Source organism: Streptomyces sp. NPDC006602 (genome assembly GCF_042870385.1).
Taxonomy (GTDB): domain Bacteria; phylum Actinomycetota; class Actinomycetes; order Streptomycetales; family Streptomycetaceae; genus Streptomyces.
This window is the reverse complement of record NZ_JBIAHG010000033.1, coordinates 14,671-37,277: the sequence shown is the minus strand read 5'-3', so window position 1 is coordinate 37,277 and position 22,607 is coordinate 14,671. Positions and strand designations below refer to the sequence as shown.

The 22,607-nt window shown below is 71.1% G+C and carries 18 protein-coding genes and 1 riboswitch; of the genes, 11 read left to right on the top strand and 7 right to left on the bottom strand.

Going from position 1 to position 22,607, the window contains the following annotated elements; translation table 11 throughout:
* Nucleotides 1-408: 408 nt before the first annotated feature.
* A complete protein-coding gene (locus ACFYO2_RS41035) occupies nucleotides 409-1,428 on the top strand; it encodes a CobW family GTP-binding protein (protein ID WP_388360186.1) in 1,020 nt (339 codons plus the stop codon).
* On the opposite strand, the gene ACFYO2_RS41030 is transcribed toward ACFYO2_RS41035, so the two are convergent.
* The gene (locus tag ACFYO2_RS41030; protein WP_388360183.1) at nucleotides 1,425-3,881 is read right to left on the bottom strand and encodes a DNA topoisomerase (ATP-hydrolyzing) subunit A; all 2,457 of its coding nucleotides are present in this window, start codon (nucleotides 3,879-3,881) and stop codon (nucleotides 1,425-1,427) included. The two genes, ACFYO2_RS41035 and ACFYO2_RS41030, sit on opposite strands and share 4 nt — an antisense overlap.
* A 390-nt stretch (nucleotides 3,882-4,271) precedes the next feature.
* Here ACFYO2_RS41030 and ACFYO2_RS41025 point away from each other — a divergent pair, with 390 nt between their 5' ends.
* The 4 genes from ACFYO2_RS41025 (at nucleotide 4,272) to ACFYO2_RS41010 (ending at nucleotide 9,118) form a co-directional block, all read left to right on the top strand.
* Nucleotides 4,272-5,621, top strand: a complete 1,350-nt coding sequence (locus tag ACFYO2_RS41025) for a M16 family metallopeptidase (protein WP_388360181.1) — start codon at nucleotides 4,272-4,274, stop codon at nucleotides 5,619-5,621.
* Nucleotides 5,618-7,006: a M16 family metallopeptidase gene (locus ACFYO2_RS41020; RefSeq protein WP_388360179.1), complete on the top strand. Its 1,389-nt coding sequence runs from the start codon at nucleotides 5,618-5,620 to the stop codon at nucleotides 7,004-7,006. Before ACFYO2_RS41025 ends, ACFYO2_RS41020 begins: the two co-directional genes overlap by 4 nt.
* A gap of 215 nt (nucleotides 7,007-7,221) precedes the next feature.
* Nucleotides 7,222-7,388: riboswitch (cyclic di-AMP (ydaO/yuaA leader) on the top strand.
* A 13-nt stretch (nucleotides 7,389-7,401) separates the two neighbouring features.
* Complete coding sequence (locus tag ACFYO2_RS41015) at nucleotides 7,402-8,187, top strand: M23 family metallopeptidase (RefSeq protein ID WP_388360176.1); 786 nt, start codon at nucleotides 7,402-7,404, stop codon at nucleotides 8,185-8,187.
* 235 nt (nucleotides 8,188-8,422) lie between these two features.
* On the top strand, nucleotides 8,423-9,118 hold the full coding sequence (locus ACFYO2_RS41010; RefSeq protein WP_388360173.1) for a GntR family transcriptional regulator: 696 nt from the start codon (nucleotides 8,423-8,425) through the stop codon (nucleotides 9,116-9,118).
* A gap of 126 nt (nucleotides 9,119-9,244) precedes the next feature.
* On the opposite strand, the gene ACFYO2_RS41005 is transcribed toward ACFYO2_RS41010, so the two are convergent.
* Nucleotides 9,245-9,526, bottom strand: a complete 282-nt coding sequence (locus ACFYO2_RS41005; protein WP_388360170.1) for an HPr family phosphocarrier protein — start codon at nucleotides 9,524-9,526, stop codon at nucleotides 9,245-9,247.
* A gap of 177 nt (nucleotides 9,527-9,703) precedes the next feature.
* Here ACFYO2_RS41005 and ACFYO2_RS41000 point away from each other — a divergent pair, with 177 nt between their 5' ends.
* The 4 genes from ACFYO2_RS41000 to ACFYO2_RS40985 all read left to right on the top strand — a co-directional run bounded on the left by ACFYO2_RS41000 (nucleotide 9,704) and on the right by ACFYO2_RS40985 (nucleotide 15,089).
* A complete protein-coding gene (locus ACFYO2_RS41000; protein ID WP_388360168.1) occupies nucleotides 9,704-12,550 on the top strand; it encodes a GNAT family N-acetyltransferase in 2,847 nt (948 codons plus the stop codon).
* A gap of 82 nt (nucleotides 12,551-12,632) precedes the next feature.
* A complete protein-coding gene (locus tag ACFYO2_RS40995) occupies nucleotides 12,633-13,220 on the top strand; it encodes a DUF5998 family protein (RefSeq protein ID WP_388360165.1) in 588 nt (195 codons plus the stop codon).
* Entirely contained in the window at nucleotides 13,220-14,422 is a 1,203-nt protein-coding gene (locus ACFYO2_RS40990; RefSeq protein ID WP_388360161.1) for an alkaline phosphatase family protein, read from the top strand. The genes ACFYO2_RS40995 and ACFYO2_RS40990 overlap by 1 nt, the downstream gene beginning before the upstream one ends.
* 49 nt (nucleotides 14,423-14,471) lie before the next feature.
* Nucleotides 14,472-15,089, top strand: a complete 618-nt coding sequence (locus ACFYO2_RS40985) for a thymidine kinase (RefSeq protein WP_388360158.1) — start codon at nucleotides 14,472-14,474, stop codon at nucleotides 15,087-15,089.
* On the opposite strand, the gene ACFYO2_RS40980 is transcribed toward ACFYO2_RS40985, so the two are convergent.
* Both ACFYO2_RS40980 and ACFYO2_RS40975 read right to left on the bottom strand, forming a co-directional pair.
* Complete coding sequence (locus ACFYO2_RS40980; RefSeq protein ID WP_388360156.1) at nucleotides 15,086-15,220, bottom strand: hypothetical protein; 135 nt, start codon at nucleotides 15,218-15,220, stop codon at nucleotides 15,086-15,088. The genes ACFYO2_RS40985 and ACFYO2_RS40980 overlap by 4 nt on opposite strands.
* A gap of 22 nt (nucleotides 15,221-15,242) precedes the next feature.
* Nucleotides 15,243-16,043: a VOC family protein gene (locus ACFYO2_RS40975; protein ID WP_388360153.1), complete on the bottom strand. Its 801-nt coding sequence runs from the start codon at nucleotides 16,041-16,043 to the stop codon at nucleotides 15,243-15,245.
* 286 nt (nucleotides 16,044-16,329) lie between these two features.
* On the opposite strand from ACFYO2_RS40975, the gene ACFYO2_RS40970 reads away from it, so the two are divergent.
* Nucleotides 16,330-17,190: a sulfurtransferase gene (locus ACFYO2_RS40970; protein WP_388360263.1), complete on the top strand. Its 861-nt coding sequence runs from the start codon at nucleotides 16,330-16,332 to the stop codon at nucleotides 17,188-17,190.
* Nucleotides 17,191-17,265: 75 nt separating this feature from the next.
* Here the strand turns inward: ACFYO2_RS40970 and sepH are convergent, their stop codons facing one another.
* The 3 genes from sepH to ACFYO2_RS40955 all read right to left on the bottom strand — a co-directional run bounded on the left by sepH (nucleotide 17,266) and on the right by ACFYO2_RS40955 (nucleotide 21,295).
* Nucleotides 17,266-18,327, bottom strand: a complete 1,062-nt coding sequence (gene sepH / locus ACFYO2_RS40965; protein WP_388360150.1) for a septation protein SepH — start codon at nucleotides 18,325-18,327, stop codon at nucleotides 17,266-17,268.
* 441 nt (nucleotides 18,328-18,768) lie between these two features.
* Nucleotides 18,769-20,097, bottom strand: coding sequence for a D-arabinono-1,4-lactone oxidase (locus tag ACFYO2_RS40960; RefSeq protein ID WP_388360147.1), 1,329 nt, complete (start codon nucleotides 20,095-20,097; stop codon nucleotides 18,769-18,771).
* Nucleotides 20,057-21,295: an MFS transporter gene (locus tag ACFYO2_RS40955; RefSeq protein ID WP_388360144.1), complete on the bottom strand. Its 1,239-nt coding sequence runs from the start codon at nucleotides 21,293-21,295 to the stop codon at nucleotides 20,057-20,059. Before ACFYO2_RS40955 ends, ACFYO2_RS40960 begins: the two co-directional genes overlap by 41 nt.
* Before the next feature lie 181 nt (nucleotides 21,296-21,476).
* On the opposite strand from ACFYO2_RS40955, the gene ACFYO2_RS40950 reads away from it, so the two are divergent.
* Nucleotides 21,477-22,604, top strand: coding sequence for a ferrochelatase (locus ACFYO2_RS40950; RefSeq protein ID WP_388360142.1), 1,128 nt, complete (start codon nucleotides 21,477-21,479; stop codon nucleotides 22,602-22,604).
* The last annotated feature ends 3 nt before the right edge of the window (nucleotides 22,605-22,607 follow it).

Sequence of the window (22,607 nt, the reverse complement as noted above, 5' to 3'; positions counted from 1 at the left end):
CAACCCCCGAATCAGGCGGCCGTCCGCCGGTCGTCGGAGTGCGGGTCGACTGGAGGGGACCGGCGAGCGGAGGGCGGCGCTTGCCGCCTCCCAGAGTGCCGAGCGGCTCTGATCGGCGGGGAGGCGGAGAGGAGGCGCACGGAGGGAAGCGAGGGTCGCACAGTCCGGCGCCTTCCCCAACGTCTGCCCCGCAAGTGCTGCTGACAATCGTTCACTTCACCGCGATTCTTCCGGCTCGTATCCTGGGTCGGCATTCAATCCTCGTACGTGCGCCGGGCCGTGAGCCGGTGCGCGCGTCGGCGTGAGAGAGGTCGCACGTTGAGCCAGCCGAGCCCGCAGACCAGCGCAGGCACGCGTCCGGGTCCGAGTCCGACCGGGAGAACTGGGCCGCGCCAGATCCCGGTCGTCGTGCTCGCCGGCTTCCTGGGCTCCGGCAAGACCACGCTGCTCAACCACCTCCTCCACCGCAGCGGAGGCAGCCGTATCGGCGCCGTCGTCAACGACTTCGGGGCCGTCGAGATCGACGCGATGGCCGTCGCCGGCGCTCTCGGCGACTCCACGGTCTCCCTCGGCAACGGGTGTCTGTGCTGTGCCGTGGACGCCAGTGAGCTGGACGAGTACCTGGAGCGGCTCGCGCGGCCGTCCCTCGGTATCGACGTCATCGTGATCGAGGCCAGCGGGCTCGCCGAACCCCAGGAACTCGTGCGCATGGTGCTCGCCAGCGAGCATCCGGGGATCGTGTACGGCGGGCTGGTCGAGGTCGTCGACGCCGCCGAGTTCGGTGACACCCGCGCGCGGCATCCCGAGATCGACCGGCACCTCGGCCTCGCCGACCTCGTCGTCGTCAACAAGCTCGACCGGGCCGCCGACGGCGAGGGAGTCCTCGATCTGGTCCGGTCCCTCGTCGACCGGGCCGCCGTCGTGCCCGCCCGCCACGGCCGCGTCGACCCCGAGTTCCTCTTCGACTGCCGGCCCGGGGAGGAGCGCCTCGGGCAGCTGTCCTTCGACGACCTGCACGATCACGCGGAGGGCGACAGCCACGACCAGCACCTGCACAGCGGCTACGACAGCCTGTCCTTCGTCTCCGAAGTGCCCCTCGACCCGCGGCCGTTGATGCAGTTCCTCGACAGCAGGCCCGATGGCCTGTACCGGATCAAGGGGTACGTCGACTTCGGGCCGAACGACTCCGGGAACCGTTACGGCGTGCATGCCGTCGGGCGGTTCCTGCGCTTCTACCCGGAGCCCTGGACATCCGCCGACGCCCGCCTCACCCAGCTGGTGCTCATCGGCTCCGGCATCGACGCGCCCGCCCTCGGCAAGGAGCTTCAGGCGTGCAAGAGCGACGCCCCACACGCCGACGAGCACGGCATGTGGGGCGTTCTGCGCTACGTACGGGAACCGGACGAAGAGAACCCGGAGGAGGCTTAGACCGGACCCGCCACCACCGACACCGTCTTCGGCAGCGACACGCCCGAGCCGTCGCGGCGCGGGTCCATCTCCGGGAGGTCGGCCGGGGTGCCGTTCTTCTGCGCCGCCTTCGCCGGGACGGGGCCCGCCCAGGCCAGGGACAGACAGTCCTCGCCCTTGAGGAAGCGCTGGCAGCGGACGCCGCCGGTGGCGCGGCCCTTGCGTGGATACTGGTCGAACGGGGTGAGCTTGGCCGTGGTCTGGACGGAGTCGTCCAGCGTGCCGCGCGAGCCAGCGACCGTGAACACCACCGCTTCCGCGGCAGGGTCGACGGCCGTGAAGGAGATCACCTTCGCGCCCTCGGTGAGCTTGACGCCCGTCATGCCGCCGGCCGGGCGGCCCTGGGGGCGGACCTGGGAGGCCTGGTAACGCAGCAGCTGCGCGTCGTCCGTGATGAAGACCAGGTCTTCCTCGCCGGTGCGCAGCTCCACGGCGCCGACGATCCGGTCGCCCTCCTTGAGGCTGATGACCTCCAGCTCGCCCTTGTTGGTCGGATAGTCGGGGACCACGCGCTTGACGACGCCCTGCTCGGTGCCGATCGCCAGACCGGGGGAGGACTCGTCGAGCGTGGTCAGACAGATCACCGTCTCGTCGCCCTCCAGAGGGACGAACTCCGCCACCGGTGCGCCGCCCGAGAGGTTCGGCGCGGACGCGGTGTCCGGGAGCTGGGGCAGGTCGACGACGTTCACCCGGAGCAGGCGCCCGGAGGACGTGACCACGCCCACCTCGCCGCGCGCGGTGGCCGGCACCGCCGAGACGATCACGTCGTGCTTGGTGCGCCGGGCGTCGGCGTCCTCCGGGAACGGCTCGCCGTTCGCCGTGCGGGCCAGCAGCCCCGTGGAGGACAGGAGCACGCGGCAGGGGTCGTCGGCCACCTGGAGCGGCACGGCGGCCGCCGGGGCACCCGCCGACTCCAGCAGGACCGTACGCCGCTCGGTGCCGAACTTCTTCGACACCGCGGCCAGTTCGGCGGAGACCAGCTTGCGCAGCTCGGAGTCCGAGTCGAGGATCCGGGTCAGCTCCGCGATCTCCGCGTTCAGCCGGTCCTTCTCCGACTCCAGCTCGATGCGGTCGAACCTGGTCAGGCGGCGCAGCGGCGTGTCCAGGATGTACTGGGTCTGGATCTCGCTCAGCGAGAAGCGCTCGATCAGGCGCTGCTTGGCCTCGGCGGAGTTGTCGCTGGAGCGGATGAGGCGGATGACCTCGTCGATGTCGATCAGGGCGGTGAGCAGGCCCTCGACCAGGTGCAGACGGTCGCGCTTCTTGGTGCGGCGGAACTCGCTGCGGCGGCGCACGACCTCGAAGCGGTGGTCGAGGTAGACCTCCAGGAGTTCCTTGAGGCCGAGGGTGAGGGGCTGGCCGTCCACCAGTGCCACGTTGTTGACGCCGAAGGACTCTTCCATGGGCGTCAGCTTGTAGAGCTGCTCCAGGACCGCCTCCGGCACGAAGCCGTTCTTGATCTCGATGACCAGGCGCAGGCCGTGCGCCCGGTCGGTGAGGTCCTTGACGTCGGCGATGCCCTGCAGCTTCTTCGAGCCGACCAGGTCCTTGATCTTGGCGATGACCTTCTCGGGGCCGACCGTGAAGGGCAGCTCGGTGACGACCAGGCCCTTGCGGCGCGCCGTCACGTTGTCCACGGCCACCGTCGCGCGGATCTTGAAGGTGCCGCGGCCGGTCTCGTACGCGTCCCGGATGCCGGAGAGGCCGACGATGCGGCCGCCGGTGGGCAGGTCGGGGCCCGGGACGTGCCGCATCAGGGCCTCGAGGTCCGCGTTCGGGTAGCGGATCAGGTGGCGGGCGGCCGCGATGACCTCGGCCAGGTTGTGCGGCGGCATGTTCGTGGCCATGCCGACCGCGATGCCCGACGCCCCGTTCACCAGGAGGTTCGGGAAGGCGGCCGGCAGCGCCACCGGCTCCTGCTCCTGGCCGTCGTAGTTGGGGTTGAAGTCGACCGTGTCCTCGTCGATCGACTCGGTCATCAGGCTCGTCGCCTCGGCCTGGCGGCACTCGGTGTACCGCATGGCGGCCGGCGGGTCGTCATTGCCCAGCGAGCCGAAGTTGCCGTGGCCGTCGACCAGCGGGACACGCATCGAGAAGGGCTGGGCCATGCGCACCAGGGCGTCGTAGATCGACGCGTCGCCGTGCGGGTGCAGCTTGCCCATCACCTCGCCGACGACACGGGCGCACTTCACGTAGCCGCGGTCGGGGCGCAGCCCCATCTCGTTCATCTGGTAGACGATGCGGCGGTGCACCGGCTTGAGGCCGTCACGGGCGTCCGGCAGGGCGCGGGAGTAGATGACCGAGTACGCGTACTCGAGGAAGGAGCCCTGCATCTCGTCGACGACGTCGATGTCGAGGATCTTCTCCTCGTACGAGTCGTCGGGCGGCGGGGTCTTCGTGCTGCGGCGGGCCATCGCTGCCGGCTCCTCCTGTTTCTGGTAGTTCGCCTACGGGGCGTTCGCGTCGGTGACGAGAGCCCGGCCGTGCTCAGCCCTTCGGGCCTTGGCGTGCTCGACCTCTCGACACCGACGCGTCCCTTCGGCTCACTCGTGCTGAAGCGTGAACGGGACTGACGCGGACCATTGTGGACCGCGGGACTGACAGTGCGGGCCAGGGGCCGCTGTCGGCCGCCCCCGCCGGGTGCGGGCGGGCGCCTGACCGCGGTTGCCCGCAGGCTACGCGATCTCGCTCACGGCGTACGTCGTCCGGGAACTTCGCCGACCGCCCGCACGCTTGCATACAGTGGCAGGACCGGCAGGAAAACCGCGGTTTCAGCGACCGCGACCGCGATCGAAGGGACGTACATGCCCATGGGTCACACGGCCACAGCCCAGGCAGGCTCCGGCGGACTGACAGCGACCGAGCACCGCCTGGCCAACGGCCTGCGCGTGGTGCTCTCCGAGGACCATCTGACCCCCGTCGCGGCGGTGTGCCTCTGGTACGACGTCGGCTCGCGCCACGAAGTCAAGGGTCGTACCGGCCTGGCTCACCTCTTCGAGCACCTTATGTTCCAGGGATCCGGCCAGGTCAAGGGCAACGGCCACTTCGAGCTGGTCCAGGGCGCAGGCGGGTCGCTCAACGGCACGACCAGCTTCGAGCGCACCAACTACTTCGAGACCATGCCCACCCACCAGCTGGAGCTCGCACTCTGGCTGGAGGCCGACCGCATGGGCTCGCTGCTGGCCGCCCTCGACGACGAGTCCATGGAGAACCAGCGGGACGTCGTCAAGAACGAGCGCCGGCAGCGCTACGACAACGTCCCCTACGGCACGGCGTTCGAGAAACTGACCGCCCTGGCTTACCCGGAGGGCCACCCCTACCACCACACCCCGATCGGCTCGATGGCCGACCTGGACGCGGCCACCCTGGAGGACGCGCGCGCGTTCTTCCGCACGTACTACGCGCCGGGCAACGCCGTCCTGTCGGTCGTCGGCGACATCGACCCGGAGCAGACGCTCGCCTGGATCGAGAAGTACTTCGGGTCCATCGCGCCGCACGACGGGAAGCCCGTGCCCCGCGACGGCTCGCTGCCCGAGATCATCGGTGAGCAGCTGCGGGAGATCGTCGAGGAGGAGGTGCCCGCGCGCGCCTTGATGGCCGCCTACCGGCTCCCGGAGGACGGCACGCGCGCGTGCGACGCGGTCGACCTGGCGCTCACCGTCCTCGGCGGCGGCGAGTCGTCCCGCCTCTACAACCGGCTCGTACGGCGCGACCGTACGGCGGTGGCGGCCGGCTTCGGTCTGCTGCGGCTGGCCGGAGCGCCCTCCCTGGGCTGGCTGGACGTGAAGACCTCCGGTGACGTCAAGGTGCCGGTCATCGAGGCCGCCATCGACGAGGAGCTCGCCCGGTTCGCCGAGGAGGGCCCCACGGCAGAGGAAATGGAGCGCGCCCAGGCCCAGTTGGAGCGCGAATGGCTGGACCGGCTCGGCACGGTCGCGGGCCGCGCCGACGAACTGTGCCGGTACGCGGTGCTGTTCGGCGACCCGCAGCTCGCCCTGACCGCCGTACAGCGCGTCCTTGACGTGACGGCCGAGGAGGTCCAGGAGATCGCCAAGGCCCGCCTGCGCCCCGACAACCGCGCGGTGCTCGTCTACGAGCCGATCGCCCCCGAAACCCCCGCCGACCAGGACGAGAACGAGGAGGCGGCCCGGTGACCGAGCTCGCCACGATGGAATTCCACCCCCAGCCCCAGGCGGGAGAGGCCAGGCCCTGGGCCTTCCCGGCGCCCGAGCGCGGGACGCTCGACAACGGCCTGACCGTGCTGCGCTGCCACCGGCCCGGCCAGCAGGTCGTCGCCGTGGAGGTGCTCCTGGACGCACCGCTGGAGGCCGAACCGGCCGGCCTGGACGGCGTCGCCACGATCATGGCGCGGGCCTTCTCCGAGGGCACCGACAAGCACTCCGCCGAGGAGTTCGCCGCCGAGCTGGAGCGCTGCGGCGCCACCCTCGACTCGCACGCCGACCACCCCGGCGTACGGCTGTCCCTGGAGGTCCCGGTCTCGCGCCTGGCCAAGGCGCTGGGCCTGCTGTCCGACGCCCTCAGGGCGCCCGCGTTCGCGGACAGCGAGGTCGAGCGACTGGTGCGCAACCGCCTGGACGAGATCCCGCACGAGCTGGCCAACCCGTCCCGGCGTGCCGCCAAGGAGCTCTCCAAGGAGCTCTTCCCGGCCACCTCGCGCATGTCGCGCCCGCGCCAGGGCACCGAGGAGACGGTCGAGAACATCGACTCCTCGGCCGTGCGCGGCTTCTACGAGAAGCACGTCCGCCCCGCCACCGCCACCGTGGTGGTCGTCGGCGACCTCACCGGCATCGACCTCGACGCGCTGCTCGGAGACACGCTCGGCTCCTGGACCGGTTCCGCGGCCCAGCCCCGTCCCGTGCCGCCGGTGACCGCCGACGACACCGGCAGGGTCGTCATCGTGGACCGCCCCGGAGCCGTCCAGACGCAGCTGCTGATCGGCCGTATCGGCCCAGACCGGCACGACCGCGTGTGGCCCGCGCAGGTGCTCGGCACCTACTGTCTGGGCGGCACCCTCACCTCCCGCCTGGACCGCGTCCTGCGGGAGGAGAAGGGTTACACCTACGGCGTGCGGGCGTTCGGGCAGGTCATGCGCTCCGCGCCGGACGGCACCGGCGCCGCGATGCTCGCCATCAGCGGCTCCGTCGACACCCCGAACACCGGTCCAGCACTCGACGACCTGTGGACAGTGCTGCGCACCCTCGCCGCCGGAGGGCTCACCGACGCCGAGCGTGACATCGCCGTGCAGAACCTCGTCGGGGTGGCACCGCTGAAGTACGAGACCGCGGCGGCCGTGGCGAGCACGCTGGCCGACCAGGTCGAGCAGCACCTGCCGGACGACTTCCAGGCGACGCTGTACCAGCAGCTCGCCGCGACCGGCACCGTGGAGGCCACCGCGGCGGTCGTGAGCGCCTTCCCGGTCGACCGGCTGGTGACGATCCTCGTCGGGGACGCGGCGCAGATCAGGGAGCCCGTCGAGGCCCTCGGCATCGGCGAAGTCACCGTCGTCTCGGCGGAGTAGGCGCACGCGCGCGTAGCGCGGTGGGCGTAGGCGCGCCCAGGGGCCCTGGTGACCGGAGAGTCACCAGGGCCCCTCCATGTCCGAATTGAGGGAGAGGTTGCCTGTCTGCCCTGTGGCATGCGCTACAAAAGCCGTGATCCGTTTGGGGATTGAAAGTTGCCGCGTTTAGCGTCATGCGGGCTGTTCGTCAGGCAGTGCGCCGCACCCGCGGCACCGGACAGTCATCGCCGAGTCCCCACATGGCGCGAGCCAGGGGAGCCGGGGACCCACACCACAAGTCCCTGGGGTGAATCGGACGCCCGCGCGCACCGCGAGGGGGCCCGTAGGAGACCTTCCTGCTCCGAACCCGTCAGCTAACCCGGTAGGCGAGAAGGAAGGAAAGGACCAGCCACCACATGGCGTTCACCTGCGCCACCGGGAAGCACCGTCGTCCCAGCCGGATGAAGCGCACCACCGCCCGTGCGGCGGGCGTGGCGGCGCTGACCACCACCGGCGTCATCGGCACCCTGGCCGCCCCGGCGCTCGCCGCCGAACCGGCCGCCGAGCAGACCGGTCTCATCCCCGTCATCAGCACCGACAACTCGATCGCCGACCAGATCGACGCCCAGGCCGCCGCCCAGAAGCAGGCCGCCGAGCAGGCCGAGGCGCGGAAGAAGGCCGAGGAGGCCGCGCGCAAGCAGGCTGCCGCCGAGGCCAAGAAGGCGGTCGCCGAGGCCAAGCAGGCCCGCGAGGCCAAGGAGCGCGCCGCCCGGGAGGCCGAGCGCAAGATCCTCAACGCCTTCGTCGCCCCCGTCTCCGGCTCGTACATCTCGACCGGCTACAAGTCCGGCGGCGCCGTCTGGTCCTCCGGCAGCCACACCGGCGTCGACTTCCACGCAGCGAGCGGCACCTCCGTCCACGCGGTCGGCTCCGGCACGGTCGTCGAGGCCGGCTGGGGCGGGTCGTACGGGAACAACGTCGTGATCAAGATGAACGACGGCACGTACACCCAGTACGGCCACCTGTCCTCCATCGGCGTCTCCGTCGGCCAGACGGTCACCCCGGGGCAGCAGATAGGCCTCTCCGGCGCCACCGGCAACGTCACCGGGCCGCACCTCCACTTCGAGGCCCGCACCACCGCGGAGTACGGCTCGGACATCGACCCCGTCGCCTACCTCCGCTCGCACGGTGTGAACGTCTGACGCTCGCGCCCGCGAACGACCCACGCGTGCGTCCCGGCATCGTCTGACGACAGACGGCTCCGCATCCCGAAGCCCCGGCTCCCCCAGCCGGGGCTTTCGGCGTTTGGGACGACCGTCTGTCCAAAAAATATCCATGGATTCCGGCCCGCCATCGGAAATTCCCGCTGATTGCAATAGAGTCACTGAACACACGTCAATCGTCGACGTTTCACGGGGATTAAAGCGGAGGTCGGTCATGCGTATTCCGGCGCACTCGGTATGCACGGCGATCCGGGACGACATCGTCGCGGGTGTCTACGAGCGCGGCAGCCGACTCACCGAGGAACTGCTCGCGCGCCGCTACGGCGTCTCGCGCGTCCCCGTCCGGGAGGCCCTGCGCACGCTGGAGGCGGAGGGCTTCGTGGTGACCCGGCGGCACGCGGGCGCGTGCGTCGCGGAACCCACCGAACAGGAGGGCGCCGACCTGCTGGAGATGCGCATGCTCCTGGAGCCGCTCGGCGCCTCCCGGGCCGCCCAGCGGCGGACCGAGGCCCATCTCAAGGTGCTGCGCGGCCTGGTCCGGCTGGGCCAGGAGCGTGCCAGGCGGGGCAACAGTGAGGATCTGCGCTCCCTGGGGGCATGGTTCCACGAGACGCTCGCGCAGGCCTCGGGCAGTGCCGCGATGACCTCGATGCTGACCCAGCTGCGCCACAAGATCGCATGGATGTACGCGGTGGAGGCGCCGGCCAACCCCGTGGAGTCGTGGGCGGAGCACGGCGGGATCGTGGACGCGGTGGCGCGCGGCGACGGCGAACGCGCGCGGGCGCTCACGGCGCTGCACACGGAGCGCGCGACGGCGGCGCACCGGCTGCGATTCACCGGCGGCGGGGATCGGCCGGACCGTGTGAGGAACTCGCAACATCCCGTAAACATGACGGGCCTGCGGCATTAACACAGGCACCGTATACAAAGAGGGGATAATTCGCGGGGGATTATTTCTGCTGCCCGTGAGCGGGAAATGCGAAGGGCTCGCCCGATAATTCGGGCGAGCCCTTCGCGGCAAACGTCAATTGCGTGCTCAGACGGTTTCGGGGAGTTCCTCGAGACCCTCGGAGACCAGCTTCGCCAGACGGTCGAGGGCCACGTCGGCGCCCTCGGCCTCGGAGGCGAGGACGATCTCCTCGCCGCCCTGGGCGCCCAGACCGAGGACGGCCAGCATGGAGGCCGCGTTGACGGGGTTGCCGTCGGCCTTGGAGATCGTCACCGGGATGCCTGCGGCCGTGGCGGCCCGGACGAAGATGGAAGCGGGGCGGGCGTGGAGACCCTCGGCCCAGCCGACGTTGACGCGGCGCTCAGCCATGTGATGCTGCCCTTCGATGTATCAGGTTGTCTAGACCAGTTTCCCATATCATGAAGCATGCCCGGAGCGGTCCTTCGTCCCGCCCCGCGCTGCCGCCGAACCGCGGCCTCGGTCCGGCTGACGTCCTCCACAGACTGCCTCGCGCCGTTGTCGTACGCGAGCCGTACTCTGGGGCCCATGCAGACCTCGTCGGACCGGCACGAGTACCCCGCCCACTGGGAAGCCGACGTGGTGCTGCGCGACGGGGGTACCGCGCGCATCCGGCCCATCACCGTTGATGACGCCGATCGCCTCGTCAGCTTCTACGAGCAGGTCTCGGACGAGTCGAAGTACTACCGCTTCTTCGCGCCCTACCCTCGTCTGTCCGCCAAGGACGTCCACCGCTTCACGCACCACGACTTTGTGGACCGGGTGGGACTCGCGGCCACCATCGGCGGCGAGTTCATCGCCACCGTACGCTACGACCGCATCGGCCCCGATGGCGTGCCCGCCTCGTCCCCCGCCGACGAGGCGGAGGTCGCCTTCCTCGTGCAGGACGCCCACCAGGGACGCGGAGTGGCCTCCGCCCTCCTCGAACACATCGGGGCCGTCGCGCGCGAGCGGGGTATCCGGCGGTTCGCCGCCGAGGTACTGCCCGCCAACAACAAGATGATCAAGGTGTTCACGGACGCCGGGTACACCCAGAAGCGCAGCTTCGAGGACGGCGTCGTACGCCTGGAGTTCGACCTGGAACCGACGGACCGTTCGCTCGCCGTGCAGTACGCGCGCGAACAGCGCGCCGAGGCGCGGTCCGTGCAGCGGCTGCTCATGCCCGGGTCCGTCGCCGTGATCGGGGCCGGCCGCACCCCCGGCGGCGTGGGCCGCAGCGTCCTCGAGAACATCAGGGACGCCGGGTTCACCGGCCGGCTCCATGCCGTGAACAAGGCCCTCCCCGAGGCGCAGAAGGAACTCGGCGGGGTGCCCGCCCACCGGTCGGTGCGGGACATCGACGGGCCCGTCGACCTTGCGGTGGTCGCCGTCCCCGTGGAGCACGTCCCCGAGGTCGTCGAGGAATGCGGCCTGCACGGGGTGCAGGGTCTGGTCGTGCTCTCCGCCGGGTACGCCGAGGGCGGGCCCGAGGGACGCGAGCGCCAGCGTGAACTCGTCCGCCACGCGCGCGCGTACGGCATGCGGATCATCGGGCCGAACGCGTTCGGGATCATCAACACCTCCCCGGAGGTCCGGCTGAACGCCTCGCTCGCGCCCGAGGCGCCCCGGCCCGGCCGGATCGGCCTGTTCGCCCAGTCCGGCGCGATCGGCATCGCCCTGCTGTCCCGGCTGCACCGGCGCGGAGGCGGGGTCACCGGGGTGACCGGCGTGTCCACGTTCGTCTCCTCCGGCAACCGGGCGGACGTCTCCGGCAACGACGTACTCCAGTACTGGTACGACGACCCCGACACCGACGTCGTGCTGATGTACCTGGAGTCCATCGGCAATCCGCGCAAGTTCACGCGGCTCGCACGCCGTACGGCGGCCGCGAAGCCGCTGGTCGTCGTACAGGGGGCGCGGCACGGGGGTGCGGCGCCGCAGGGGCATGCCGTACGGGCGACGCGGCTGCCGCACGCCACCGTGTCCGCGCTGCTGCGGCAGGCCGGGGTGATCCGGGTCGACACGATCACCGAGCTGGTCGACGCGGGGCTGCTGCTCGCGCGCCAGCCGCTGCCGGCGGGGCCGCGGGTGGCGATCCTCGGCAACTCCGAGTCGCTGGGGCTGCTGACGTACGACGCGTGTCTCGCCGAGGGGCTCAGGCCGCTGCCGCCGCTGGACCTGACGACGGCGGCGTCGCCGGAGGACTTCCACGGGGCGTTGTCCCGGGCGTTGGCCGACGACGCGTGCGACGCCGTCGTGGTCACCGCGATTCCGGCGGTGGGGGAGGGGTATCCCGGGGACGCGGCGTTGGCGGAGGCGTTGAGATCGGCGGCGGAGCGAGTACCGGGAAAGCCCGTCCTGGTGGTGCACGTGGAGCTCGGAGGGCTGGCGGCGGCGTTGTCGGCCGCGGCGAGCACCGCACCCCAGGCGAGTTCGCCGACGTCCGCCGCTGTCGGCCGCGACCACCCGTTCCGCGCGTTGGACCGACTGGCCACGAAGGCGGCGGACGACGCGTCCGCCCCCGAGAACTGCTCCCGTCTCATCCCCGCCTATCCGGCCGCCGAACGAGCTGTCCGCGCCCTCGGCGAAGCCGTCAAGTACGCCCAGTGGCGGCGGGACGCCACCGAGCCCGGCAGGGTCCCCGAGTACGAGGACATCGACGAGAAGGGGGCCGCCGAGCTGATCGGAGGGCTCCTCGCGCGCGGGCAGGGCCTCACCCTCGGCACCGAGGAGACCTGCGAGCTGCTCGCGAGGTACGGCGTCGACGTCCACCGTGCGCTGCCCGCGGCCACCCCCGAGGACGCCGTCGCCGCCGCCCGCACCCTCGGCTACCCGGTCGCCCTCAAGGCCACCGCCCCGCACCTGCGCCACCGCGCCGACCTGGGCGGCGTCCGCCTGGATCTCGCGGACGAGGAGCAACTGCGCCGCGCGTACGCCGAGTTGACCGAGCTGTTCGGGAAGCCGGAGGAGCTGCGGCCGGTGGTGCAGGGAATGGCACCCCGCGGTGTGGACACCGTTGTCAGGGCCGTCATCGACCCGGCGGCGGGCGCCGTACTGTCGTTCGGGCTCGCCGGAGCCGCCTCGCAGCTGCTCGGGGACATGGCGCACCGGCTGGTTCCGGTCACCGACCGGGAGGCGACCTCGCTGGTCCGGTCGATCCGGACGGCTCCGCTCCTGTTCGGCTGGCGCGGCTCGACCCCCGTCGACACCCCGGCGCTGGAGGAGCTGCTGCTGCGCGTGTCGCGGCTGGTCGACGACCACCCGGAGGTCGTCGCGGTCACCCTGGAGCCGGTCGTCGTCGCCCCACGCGGTCTGAGCGTCCTCGGCGCATCCGTGCGGCTCGCGCCGCCGCCGGCCCGCGACGACCTCGGTCCGAGGACGCTTCCGGCGTACTGAGGTCGTACTGAGGTGCACCGCGACAGACGGAGACCGCCGTGAGCGTGCCTCGCAGTCAGTAGGTCCCCGTAGGATGGACGTCATGGCCAAGACCAGTACGACGACCCAGGGGCTGCGAGCGGCGATCGAGCGCAGCGGCTACTACCCGGCCCTCGTGGCCGAGGCGGTGGAGGCCGCCGTGGGCGGCGACACCATCCGGTCGTACCTGGTCCATCAGGAGACCACGTTCGACCAGAACGAGGTGCGGCGGCATGTGACCGTCCTCGTCCTCACCGACAGCCGCTTCATCGTCAGCCACACCGACGAGCAGGCCGCGGACACCACCTCCCCGACGCCCTACGCCACCACCTCCACCGAATCCGTGAAGCTCGGCCGGATCTCCTCGGTCGTGATCAGCCGCGTGGTCGCCAACCCGGAGCAGTACGTGCCGGGCACCCCGCCCCGCGAGGTTGTGCTGACCATCGGCTGGGGCGCCGTCTCCCGCCTCGACCTGGAGCCCGCCGCCTGCGGCGACCCCAACTGCGAGGCCGATCACGGCTACACCGGCAGCTCGACGGCGGACGACCTGAGCCTGCGTGTGAGCGAGGCCGGAGACGGCCCGGAGACGGTGCGCCAGGCCCTCGTCTTCGCGCAGGCCATCTCCGAGGCGACCGCGGACGTCACCCGCTGATGGCACAGCCCGCCTCGGCCTGGGACCACCACCCGCAGCCGCTCGCCCCCGCCTCCGCGCCCGCCCCCGAGTACGGCACCGGCTCTCTCGCCGACCTGCTGCCCACGCTGGCCGCGGGCATGGCCGTACCCGGCATGACCGCCGCCATCCCGGAGCTGACGGCCGCCGACCGGAACTGCGTGTTCCTGATCGACGGCCTCGGCTGGGAACAGCTGAGGGCGCACCCGGACGAGGCGCCCTTCATGACCGCGCTCCTCGGCACCTCGCGCGGCGGCACCGGCCGGCCCCTCACCGCCGCGTTCCCCGCCACCACCGCCACCTCCCTCGCCTCCGTCGGCACCGGCCGCCCGCCCGGCACCCACGGCCTGCCCGGCTACACCGTGCGCAATCCGGACACCGGCGAGCTGATGAACCAGCTGCGCTGGCAGCCCTGGACCTCGCCGAAGGTCTGGCAGCCGTACCCGACGGTCTTCCAGTTGGCCCACGAGGCGGGGGTGCACGCCGCCCAGGTGTCGTCCCCGACCTTCGAGAACACCCCGCTGACCAAGGTCGCGCTCAGCGGCGGCAGCTTCCTCGGGCGCCTGTCCGGCGAGGACCGGGTGGATCTGGCGGCCCAGCAACTGGCTGCCGCCGACCGCTCCCTGGTCTACACGTACTATGCCGAACTCGACGGTGCCGGCCACCGCTTCGGTCTCGACTCGGACAACTGGCGCGGCCAGCTCATGTACGTCGACCGGCTGGTCCAGCGGCTCGCCGAGCAACTGCCGCCGAACACGACCCTCTACGTCACCGCCGACCACGGCATGATCGACGTCCCCTTCGACGAGCAGCACCGCATCGATTTCGATGATGACTGGGAGCTGCGCGCCGGGGTCGCCCTGCTGGGCGGCGAGGGCCGCGCCCGCCATGTCTATGCGGTGCCGGGCGCCGAGAACGACGTCCTGACCTGCTGGCGCGAGGTCCTCGGCGAGCAGTTCTGGATCGCCTCCCGGGACGAGGCGATCGAGGCGGGCTGGTTCGGCCGGCCCGACCAGATCGACCCGCGGGTGTACGGCCGTCTCGGCGACGTGGTCGCCGCCGCCCGTGACGACGTGCTCATCATCGCCTCGCAGCGGGAGCCCAAGGAGTCGGCGATGGTCGGCAACCACGGTTCGATGACCGCTGCCGAGCAGCTGGTCCCGCTGCTCGAAGTACGCTCTTGAGGCTTCACCCACCCCTGTTTTCCCCTGTGCTGAAAGGTGCCGACTCGCCATGCCCGAGCTGGTGTTCTTCTCCGGAACGATGGACTGCGGGAAGTCCACGCTGGCTCTCCAGATCGAGCACAACCGCTCGGCCCGCGGCCTCCAGGGCGTGATCTTCACCCGCGACGACCGTGCGGGTGAGGGGAAGTTGTCCTCACGGCTCGGTCTGGTGACGGAGGCGGTCGAGGCCGGACCGGACATGGATCTGTTCGGCTATGTCGTGGCCGAGATCGAGCAGGGCTGCAAGGTCGACTACCTGATCGTCGACGAGGCGCAGTTCCTCTCGTCCCAGCAGATCGACCAACTGGCGTGCGTGGTGGACGACCTGGGCCTGGACGTCTACGCCTTCGGCATCACCACCGACTTCCGCACCAAGCTGTTCCCCGGCTCGCAGCGCCTGATCGAGTTGGCGGACCGCATAGAGGCGCTCCAGGTGGAAGCCATGTGCTGGTGCGGGGCGCGCGCCACGCACAACGCCCGCACCGTGGACGGCGAGATGGTCGTCGAGGGCGAGCAGGTCGTCGTAGGCGATGTGAACGGCCCGGCGGCGGAGGTCGGTTACGAGGTCCTGTGCCGACGTCATCACCGCCGCCGGATGACCAGTTCCTCGGTGGCCCTCGCCCACTAGGGTCTTCGCGGTCGGTGTACGCCCCGTTCGCCGGCGAGGACTTCACTGATCAGGGCCATCAGGGCCATCAGGGCCATCAGGGTCATCAGGGCCATCAGGGCCATCAGGGCCATCAGGACCGAAACGGCCAACAGGGATGGTCGGCCCCGAGCCTCAGCGGACCACCTGGATCAGCGAGAACCGTGCGCCCTCGGGATCCGCCACCGTGGCCACCCTTCCGTGCGCGCTGTCATGCGGCGGCCTGAGTACGTGGCCGCCCAGGTCGACGACGAGGGCGACCGCGTCGTCCGTGTCGGCAACCTCGAAGTACGTCATCCAGTGCGGCCCCCGGTCGTGGGGCAGGGCGCCTCCCGCGCCGTGGATGCCGGCGACGGGGCGGCCGGCGATGTGCAGGGTGACGTAGTCGAAGTCGGCGGACACCACCGGCTCCTCGAAACCGAACACCGTCTCGTAGAACTTGACGACGCTCGTGGACTCGAAGGTCAGCAGTTCGTGCCAGGCCGGGGTGCCCGGGACACCGTCGATCGACGTGCCGAGGTGGGCCGCCGCCTGCCACACGCCGAAGATCGCGCCCGCCGGGTCGGAGCCGATCACCAGCCGCCCGGCGTCACCCGCCTCCAGCGGCCCCACGCCGACCGTGCCGCCGCACAGCCGTACCGTTTCGGCCGTCAGGTCCACGTCGTCCGAGGCGAGGTAGGGCGTCCAGGCGATGGGAAGGTGGCGGTCGGACGGCAGTTGGCCGATGCCGGCCACCTCGTGTCCGTCGAGCAGCGCCCGGACGTAGGGGCCGAGCTGTTGCGGGCCCGGTTGGAACTCCCAGCCGAACAGCGAACTGTAGAACTCCTCGGTCGCCGCCAGCCCGTGCACCATCAGACTCACCCAGCAGGGCGCGCCGGGCACATGGCGGGCGTGTGTCTCGCCATTCGGGCCGGCCGACCCCCTTGCCTCGGTCATCGTCACTCTCTCCTCGGCCCCTCGCGGTGCCGTGTCGCTTCCGCTCTGACGGACCCCGTGCCGATGCTCGCACTCGCCCTGGTGCCACGGGCTCCGGGCGCGCCGCCGTGCGCCGGTCCGTGCCCGGACAATGCCCGCCGCGCGGTCCCGTGTAGGTTTCGCGCGATGACCGACGGGTGGCGATCGGCTGTACAGCATGTGCCTGATCCCGTACGCCACGTGATCGGGCCTGTCCGGCCGAGCAGAGTAGCCGGACATGAACGGTGCGGCCACCCCGTGCGCAAGGATGGTGGCCATGGACGCCATCATCTCCGCAACCGAACTCGCGAGCGACCTGGCGGCGGGCACCCCGCCGGTCCTGCTCGATGTCCGCTGGCAGTTGAGCCTGGCCAAGGCGGCTGGAGAGCCGTCGTTCGACGGCCGTGCCGAGTACGCGGCCGGGCACATTCCGGGCGCCGTCTACGTCGACCTGGACTCGGAGCTCGCCTCCGCGCCCGGCGGGCGCGGCCGACACCCGCTGCCCGACCTCGCCGCGTTCGGCGCGGTCATGCGCCGGGCGGGCGTCTCGTCCCGGACGCCGGTGGTCGTCTACGACGGCGGACAGGGCTGGGCGGCCGCCCGCGCCTGGTGGCTGCTGCGCTGGACGGGTCACCCGGACGTGCGAGTCCTGGATGGCGGGTTGCCGACCTGGCAGGGCGAGATGTCGACGGCCACGCCTGAGCCGGCCGCGGGCGACTTCCAGCCTGCGCCGGGCCCAACCGGCCTGCTCGACGCGGACGAGGCGGCGGCGCTGGCGCGTTCAGGCGTACTCCTGGACGCACGGGCAGGCGAGCGTTACCGGGGTGACGTGGAGCCGATCGACCGGGTCGGCGGGCACATTCCGGGCGCCGTCTCAGCGCCCACCACGGACAACGTGACAGCGGACGGACGCTTCCTGCCCGCTGCGGAGCTGGCCGAACGCTTCAAGGCCCTGGGCGCCACCGACGGTTCGGAGGTCGGCGTCTACTGCGGCTCCGGAGTCTCCGCCGCGCACCAGGTGCTGGCACTGGCGGTGGCGGGCATCCCGGCCGAGCTGTACGTCGGCTCCTGGTCCGAGTGGTCGTCGGACCCGTCGCGCCCGGTCGCCGTGGGCCCCGACCCGCAGTAGGCATACGACAGGTGGGGCCCGCACCGACCGGCGCGGGCCCCACCTGATGTCCTACGGCCTGATGTCGTACGGGCGCTACTCCTGCTTCTTGCGCCGCGTCCCGAACACGATCTCGTCCCAGCTCGGCACCGCCGCCCGGCGTCCCGGGCGGACGCCGTCCGCCTCGGCCTGGCGGTCGGTGGAGCCGATGAGACGGTCGCGATGGCTGCCGACGGACCGGGGCATGAGGACGTCCGCGTAGGCGGAACCGGCCGAGGCCGCGGGGGCCGGGGGTTCCTCGGCATCGGGCTCCGGGGCGGGTTCCTCTTCCGCCTCAGGGGTCTCCGACGGGCGCTCCGGGACCACCAGGTCGCCCCGGAAGCTCGGCACCGCCTCCAGCAGGCTGGTCAGCGAGTCCCGTTCGCTCGCACTCGCGGTCGCGGCCGTGCCCTCCTCTGGGGGCTCGGGCGGCGGCGCCGGCAGGCTCGGCCGCTCCCTGTCGAGGGAACGGTCCAGTGGACGGTCGCGCGGCAGCCGTGCGATGCGCGGTACGAAGGGAAAGCTGGGCTCAGGCGAGGTGGCGAGGTCCTCGGACTCGCCGATCAGCGAGCGCGCCTCCTCGTCGACGGCCTGGACGAGCCGCCGGGGCGGGTCGTAGGTCCAGCTCGCCGAGTGCGGTTCGCCCGCGACCCGATAGACCAGCAGGACCTCCCAGGTGCCGTCGTCGCGGCGCCACGAGTCCCACTGGACGGTGTCCTTCTCGGCGCCGCGCAGTGTCAGCCGCTCCTGGACGGCCTCGCCCAGCTGTGGGCCCGCGTTCTCGCCGGGGCGGCGGACCGGAGTCTTCCGGGCCCGCTCGGCCATGAACGCGCGCTCGGCCAGCACGGGACCCTCGAAGCGCCGTACGCGATCGACGGGGATGCCGGCCATCTGTGCGACCTCTTCCGCGGTCGCACCGGCACGTATACGTGCCTGGATGTCGCGGGGGCGGAGATGGCTCTCCACCTCGATCTCGATCTGGCCGAGGCGGGGACGGTCGCCGCGTACCGCGGCGCGCAGACGCTCGTCAATCGGAAGCGTGTACTCCGTGCTGTCCGCAGCCTTCAGCACCAGCCGTGTGCCGTCATTCGAGACGGCCACGACACGCAGTTCGGGCATGGGGACCTCCCGGGTGGTGCCTGCCGACGTCACGTGCGTCGCTGCTTCCGCTAGTCGAGTGTGGCCTGCCCGGGTGCAGCCTGCCACAACCTTGCCGAGTTGCCCGGCGTGTCGGGCACGGGCCCTGGGCCGCCGTTATGGCACGGTTACCTATTCGCAACGCTAAGTGACCAACTCCGTCACCCTGTGCAACTAGCCCCCTCCGGGCGGTCCTTGAAGGCCACGGACGCCCAGGCGGGAGACCTGACCCAGGGCTCGCAACAGTACTCCATTCGGGCCACGTGCGTGGATTGGCGCGCCGCCCAACTTCTGGCAACGGACGGGACATGGCCGCCGTGGCGCGATTTTCCGGATCTTGAACGTGGCGTACGTCACGTGATCACCGGAAACGGAACCATGGGTTTCGTCCGTGCGGGGTGCCGCCCTCGAGCGGCACCCCGGCTACGACCCCAACACCCGCCGCAGGTAGTCGTTCTGGAACCGGCGTTCAGGATCGAGTCGATCCCGCAACGCGGTGAACTCGCCGAAGCGGGGGTAGATCCCGGCGAAGTAGTCGGCATCGCGCGTGTGCACCTTGCCCCAGTGCGGCCGGCCCTCGTGCGCGATGAGGATCCGCTCCGCGGCGGTGAAGTACGCCTGGTACGGCGTGCCCTTGACCATGTGGACGGCGATGTACGCACTGTCGCGGCCCGATGCCGTGGACAGCGTGATGTCGTCGGCCGGTGCGGTCCGCACCTCGACCGGGAAGCTGACCCGCAGGCCCGACCGGTCGACCATCGTCCGAAGCTCGCGCAGCGCTTCGGTCACGGCCGCGCGCGGGACGGCGTACTCCATCTCCACGAAGCGCACCCGGCGCGGCGAGGTGAAGACCTTGTAGGGAATGTCCGTGTAAGTCCTCGCGGACAGTGCCTTGCTGGAGATCTGCGCGATCGACGGGATCGTGGCGGGAACCGCGCGGCCGACCCACTGGGCGGCCTGGAAGACGCCGTTGGAGAGGAACTCGTCCTCGAACCAGCCCGCGAGCTGCCCCACCGGCTTCTCCGGGCCCGCGCTGCGGTTGTTGCGCTTGGTGTTGGTGCTGCCGGTGTGCGGGAACCAGTAGAACTCGAAGTGCTCGTTCTCGGCCCACAGTTCGTCGAAATCGGCGAGGACCCGGTCGAAGGGCATCGGTTCCTCGCGGGCCGTGAGCAGGAAGATCGGCTCCACGGCGAAGGTGATCGCGGTGACGATGCCGAGCGCCCCCAGCCCTATTCGGGCGGCCGCGAAGACCGCGCGTTCTTCATCGGTCCCCTTCTCGGAACAGGTGAGCACCGACCCGTCGGCCGTGACCAGTTCCAGGGCCCTGATCTGGGCGGCGAGCGAGGCCGACTCGCGGCCCGTGCCGTGAGTGCCGGTGCTGGTGGCCCCGGAGACCGTCTGCTCCATGATGTCGCCCATGTTGGTGAGCGACAGGCCCTCGCGGGCCAGGGCCACATTGAGTCTCTTGAGCGGGGTGCCGGCCTCGACCGTGACCGTCATGGCTTCCCGGTCGATGGTGCGGATACCGGTCAACAGTTGAGGGCGGATCAACACACCGTCGGTGGCCGCGATCGACGTGAAGGAGTGCCCGGTACCGACGGCCTTCACCTTCAGGCCGTCCTCGGCCGCCCTGCGCACCGCCTCGGACAGCTCCTCGACAGAGGCAGGAACGACCTCCCGCGCGGGCCGGGCGGCGACGTTGCCTCCCCAGTTACGCCACGTGCCGTTCTTCCCGCTCGCTGTGCTGCTCAACGGTGCCTCCCCGATGCGGAACCGGCCTGCTGAGCCGGCGATACCCGAGGAAACCGACCGCGACCGCGACGGCCCCGGACACCGCCGGAACCCCGTACCCGGCCCGCGCACCGGCGGCGTCGATCACCCAGCCGGCCACCGAGGAGCCGAGCGCTACACCGACCGCGAGCCCGGTGCTCACCCAGGTCATGCCCTCGGTCAGTTGCGCGCGTGGTACGTGCTGTTCGATCAGGGACATCGTCGTGATCATCGTGGGAGCGATGGACAGGCCCGCAACGAACAGCGCCACGGCCAGAAACGGCAAGTTTCCGACCAGTAGGAGGGGGATCATACTCACGGCCATCGCGCATACGCCCAGCAACCAGCGAGGTTCGGGCGCACCCCTGAAGCGCAGCAGCCCGAACACGAGCCCCGCGAGACAGGATCCCGCCGCGTACAGCGCGAGGACCACGCTCGCGGCCCCCTTGTGGCCCTGCTCGTCGGCGAAGGCCACGGTGACCACGTCGACCGCCCCGAAGATCGCGCCGGTCGCCACGAAGGTCCCCACCAGGACCTGGAGACCGGGGGCGCGCATGGCCGTGCCACCGCCCTGGTGGGCCCGTGGATGCGGGGCCGGCTCGGTGGCGCGCTGCGCGGTCAGCCAGAAGACGCCGACCGCCAGGAAGCAGGCGGCGAGCAGCGGCCCGGCCTCCGGGAACCAGACCGTGGACAGGCCGATGGAGATGATCGGCCCGAAGATGAAGCAGACCTCGTCGATCACGGACTCGAAGGAGTACGCGGTGTGCAGCTGCGGGGTGTCCCGGTACAGGGCCGCCCACCGCGCCCGGATCATCGCGCCGATGCTCGGGACACAGCCGATGCCGGCGCTGAACACGTACAGCGTCCAGTCCGGCCATCCGTAGTGCGCGGCGAACAGCAGTCCGGCCGCCGCTACGAGCGAGATCAGCGTCGCCGGACGCAGCACCCGCCGCTGCCCGTGCTGGTCCACCAGCCGCGAGACCTGCGGACCCGCCACCGCGGCGGCGAGCGCGATGGTGGCCGACAGCGCGCCGGCCAGGCCGTACCGCCCGGTCAGCTGGGAGATCATCGTGACCACGCCGATGCCCATCATCGACAGCGGCATACGGCCCAAGAGGCCCGCGGTCGAGAAGCCCTTGGAGCCGGGGGCGGCGAACAGGGCGCGGTAGGGGCTGGGCACGGGGTCTCCGGTCGGGCGGGAGCGGGGCGGCTCGGTGAGATGTGAAGCTGAGGCGTGAAAGTGAACTGTGAAGGTGAAGCGTGAACACTGCGGCTCAGTAAGGTGCGAAGCTCACTGATACAGCTTACGAGTGAGGTGACCCTAACGCACCCCTGTCAGTAGCGGGTGGCAGGATCGACTCATGCCAGACGTGCTCGATGCCACCCCCTACGACGCCCTGCTCCTGCTCTCGTTCGGCGGCCCCGAAGGACCCGACGACGTGGTCCCCTTCCTGGAGAACGTGACGCGGGGGCGCGGTATCCCCAAGGAACGCCTCAAAGAAGTCGGTCAGCACTACTTCCTGTTCGGCGGGGTCAGCCCGATCAACGACCAGAACCGCGCTCTCCTGGACGCCCTCCGCAAGGACTTCGCGGACCACGGCCTGGACCTGCCGATCTACTGGGGCAACCGCAACTGGGCGCCCTACCTGACGGACACGCTGCGCGAGATGGTCGCCGACGGCCGTCGCCGCATCCTGGTCCTCGCCACCAGCGCCTACGCCTCCTACTCGGGCTGCCGCCAGTACCGCGAGAACCTCGCCGACTCGCTGGCCGCCCTGGAGGCCGAGGGCCTGGAGCTGCCGAAGATCGACAAGCTGCGGCACTACTTCAACCACCCGGGCTTCCTGGAGCCCATGACCGACGGCGTGATCGAGTCCCTCGCCGAGCTCCCCGAGGATGTTCGGGACGGCGCCCACATCGCCTTCTCGACCCACTCGATCCCGACGGCCTCCGCCGACACCTCCGGGCCGGTCGAGGGCCACGGCGACGGCGGCGCGTACGTCAGGCAGCACCTTGACGTCGCGCAGTTGATCGCCGACGCCGTCCGTGAGCGCACCGGCGTCGACCACCCATGGCAGCTCGTCTACCAGTCCCGTTCCGGCGCCCCGCACATCCCGTGGCTGGAGCCCGACATCTGCGACCACCTGGAGGAGCGGCACGCGGCCGGCGTCCCGGCGGTCGTCATGGCGCCCATCGGCTTCGTCTCCGACCACATGGAGGTCCTGTACGACCTCGACACGGAGGCCAAGGCCAAGGGCGAGGAGCTGGGCCTGCCGGTGCGCCGCTCCGCCACCGTCGGCGCCGATCCCCGGTTCGCCGCCGCCATCCGCGACCTCGTCCTGGAGCGGGCCGCCGTCGAGCGCGGGCAGGTGGTCACCCCGTGCGCCCTGGGCGCGCTCGGCGCCGACCACAACGTCTGCCCGGTGGGCTGCTGCCCGGCCCGCGCCTCCCGCCCCGCCGCCGCGGGCGCCGACAGCCCCTACGCGTGAGGA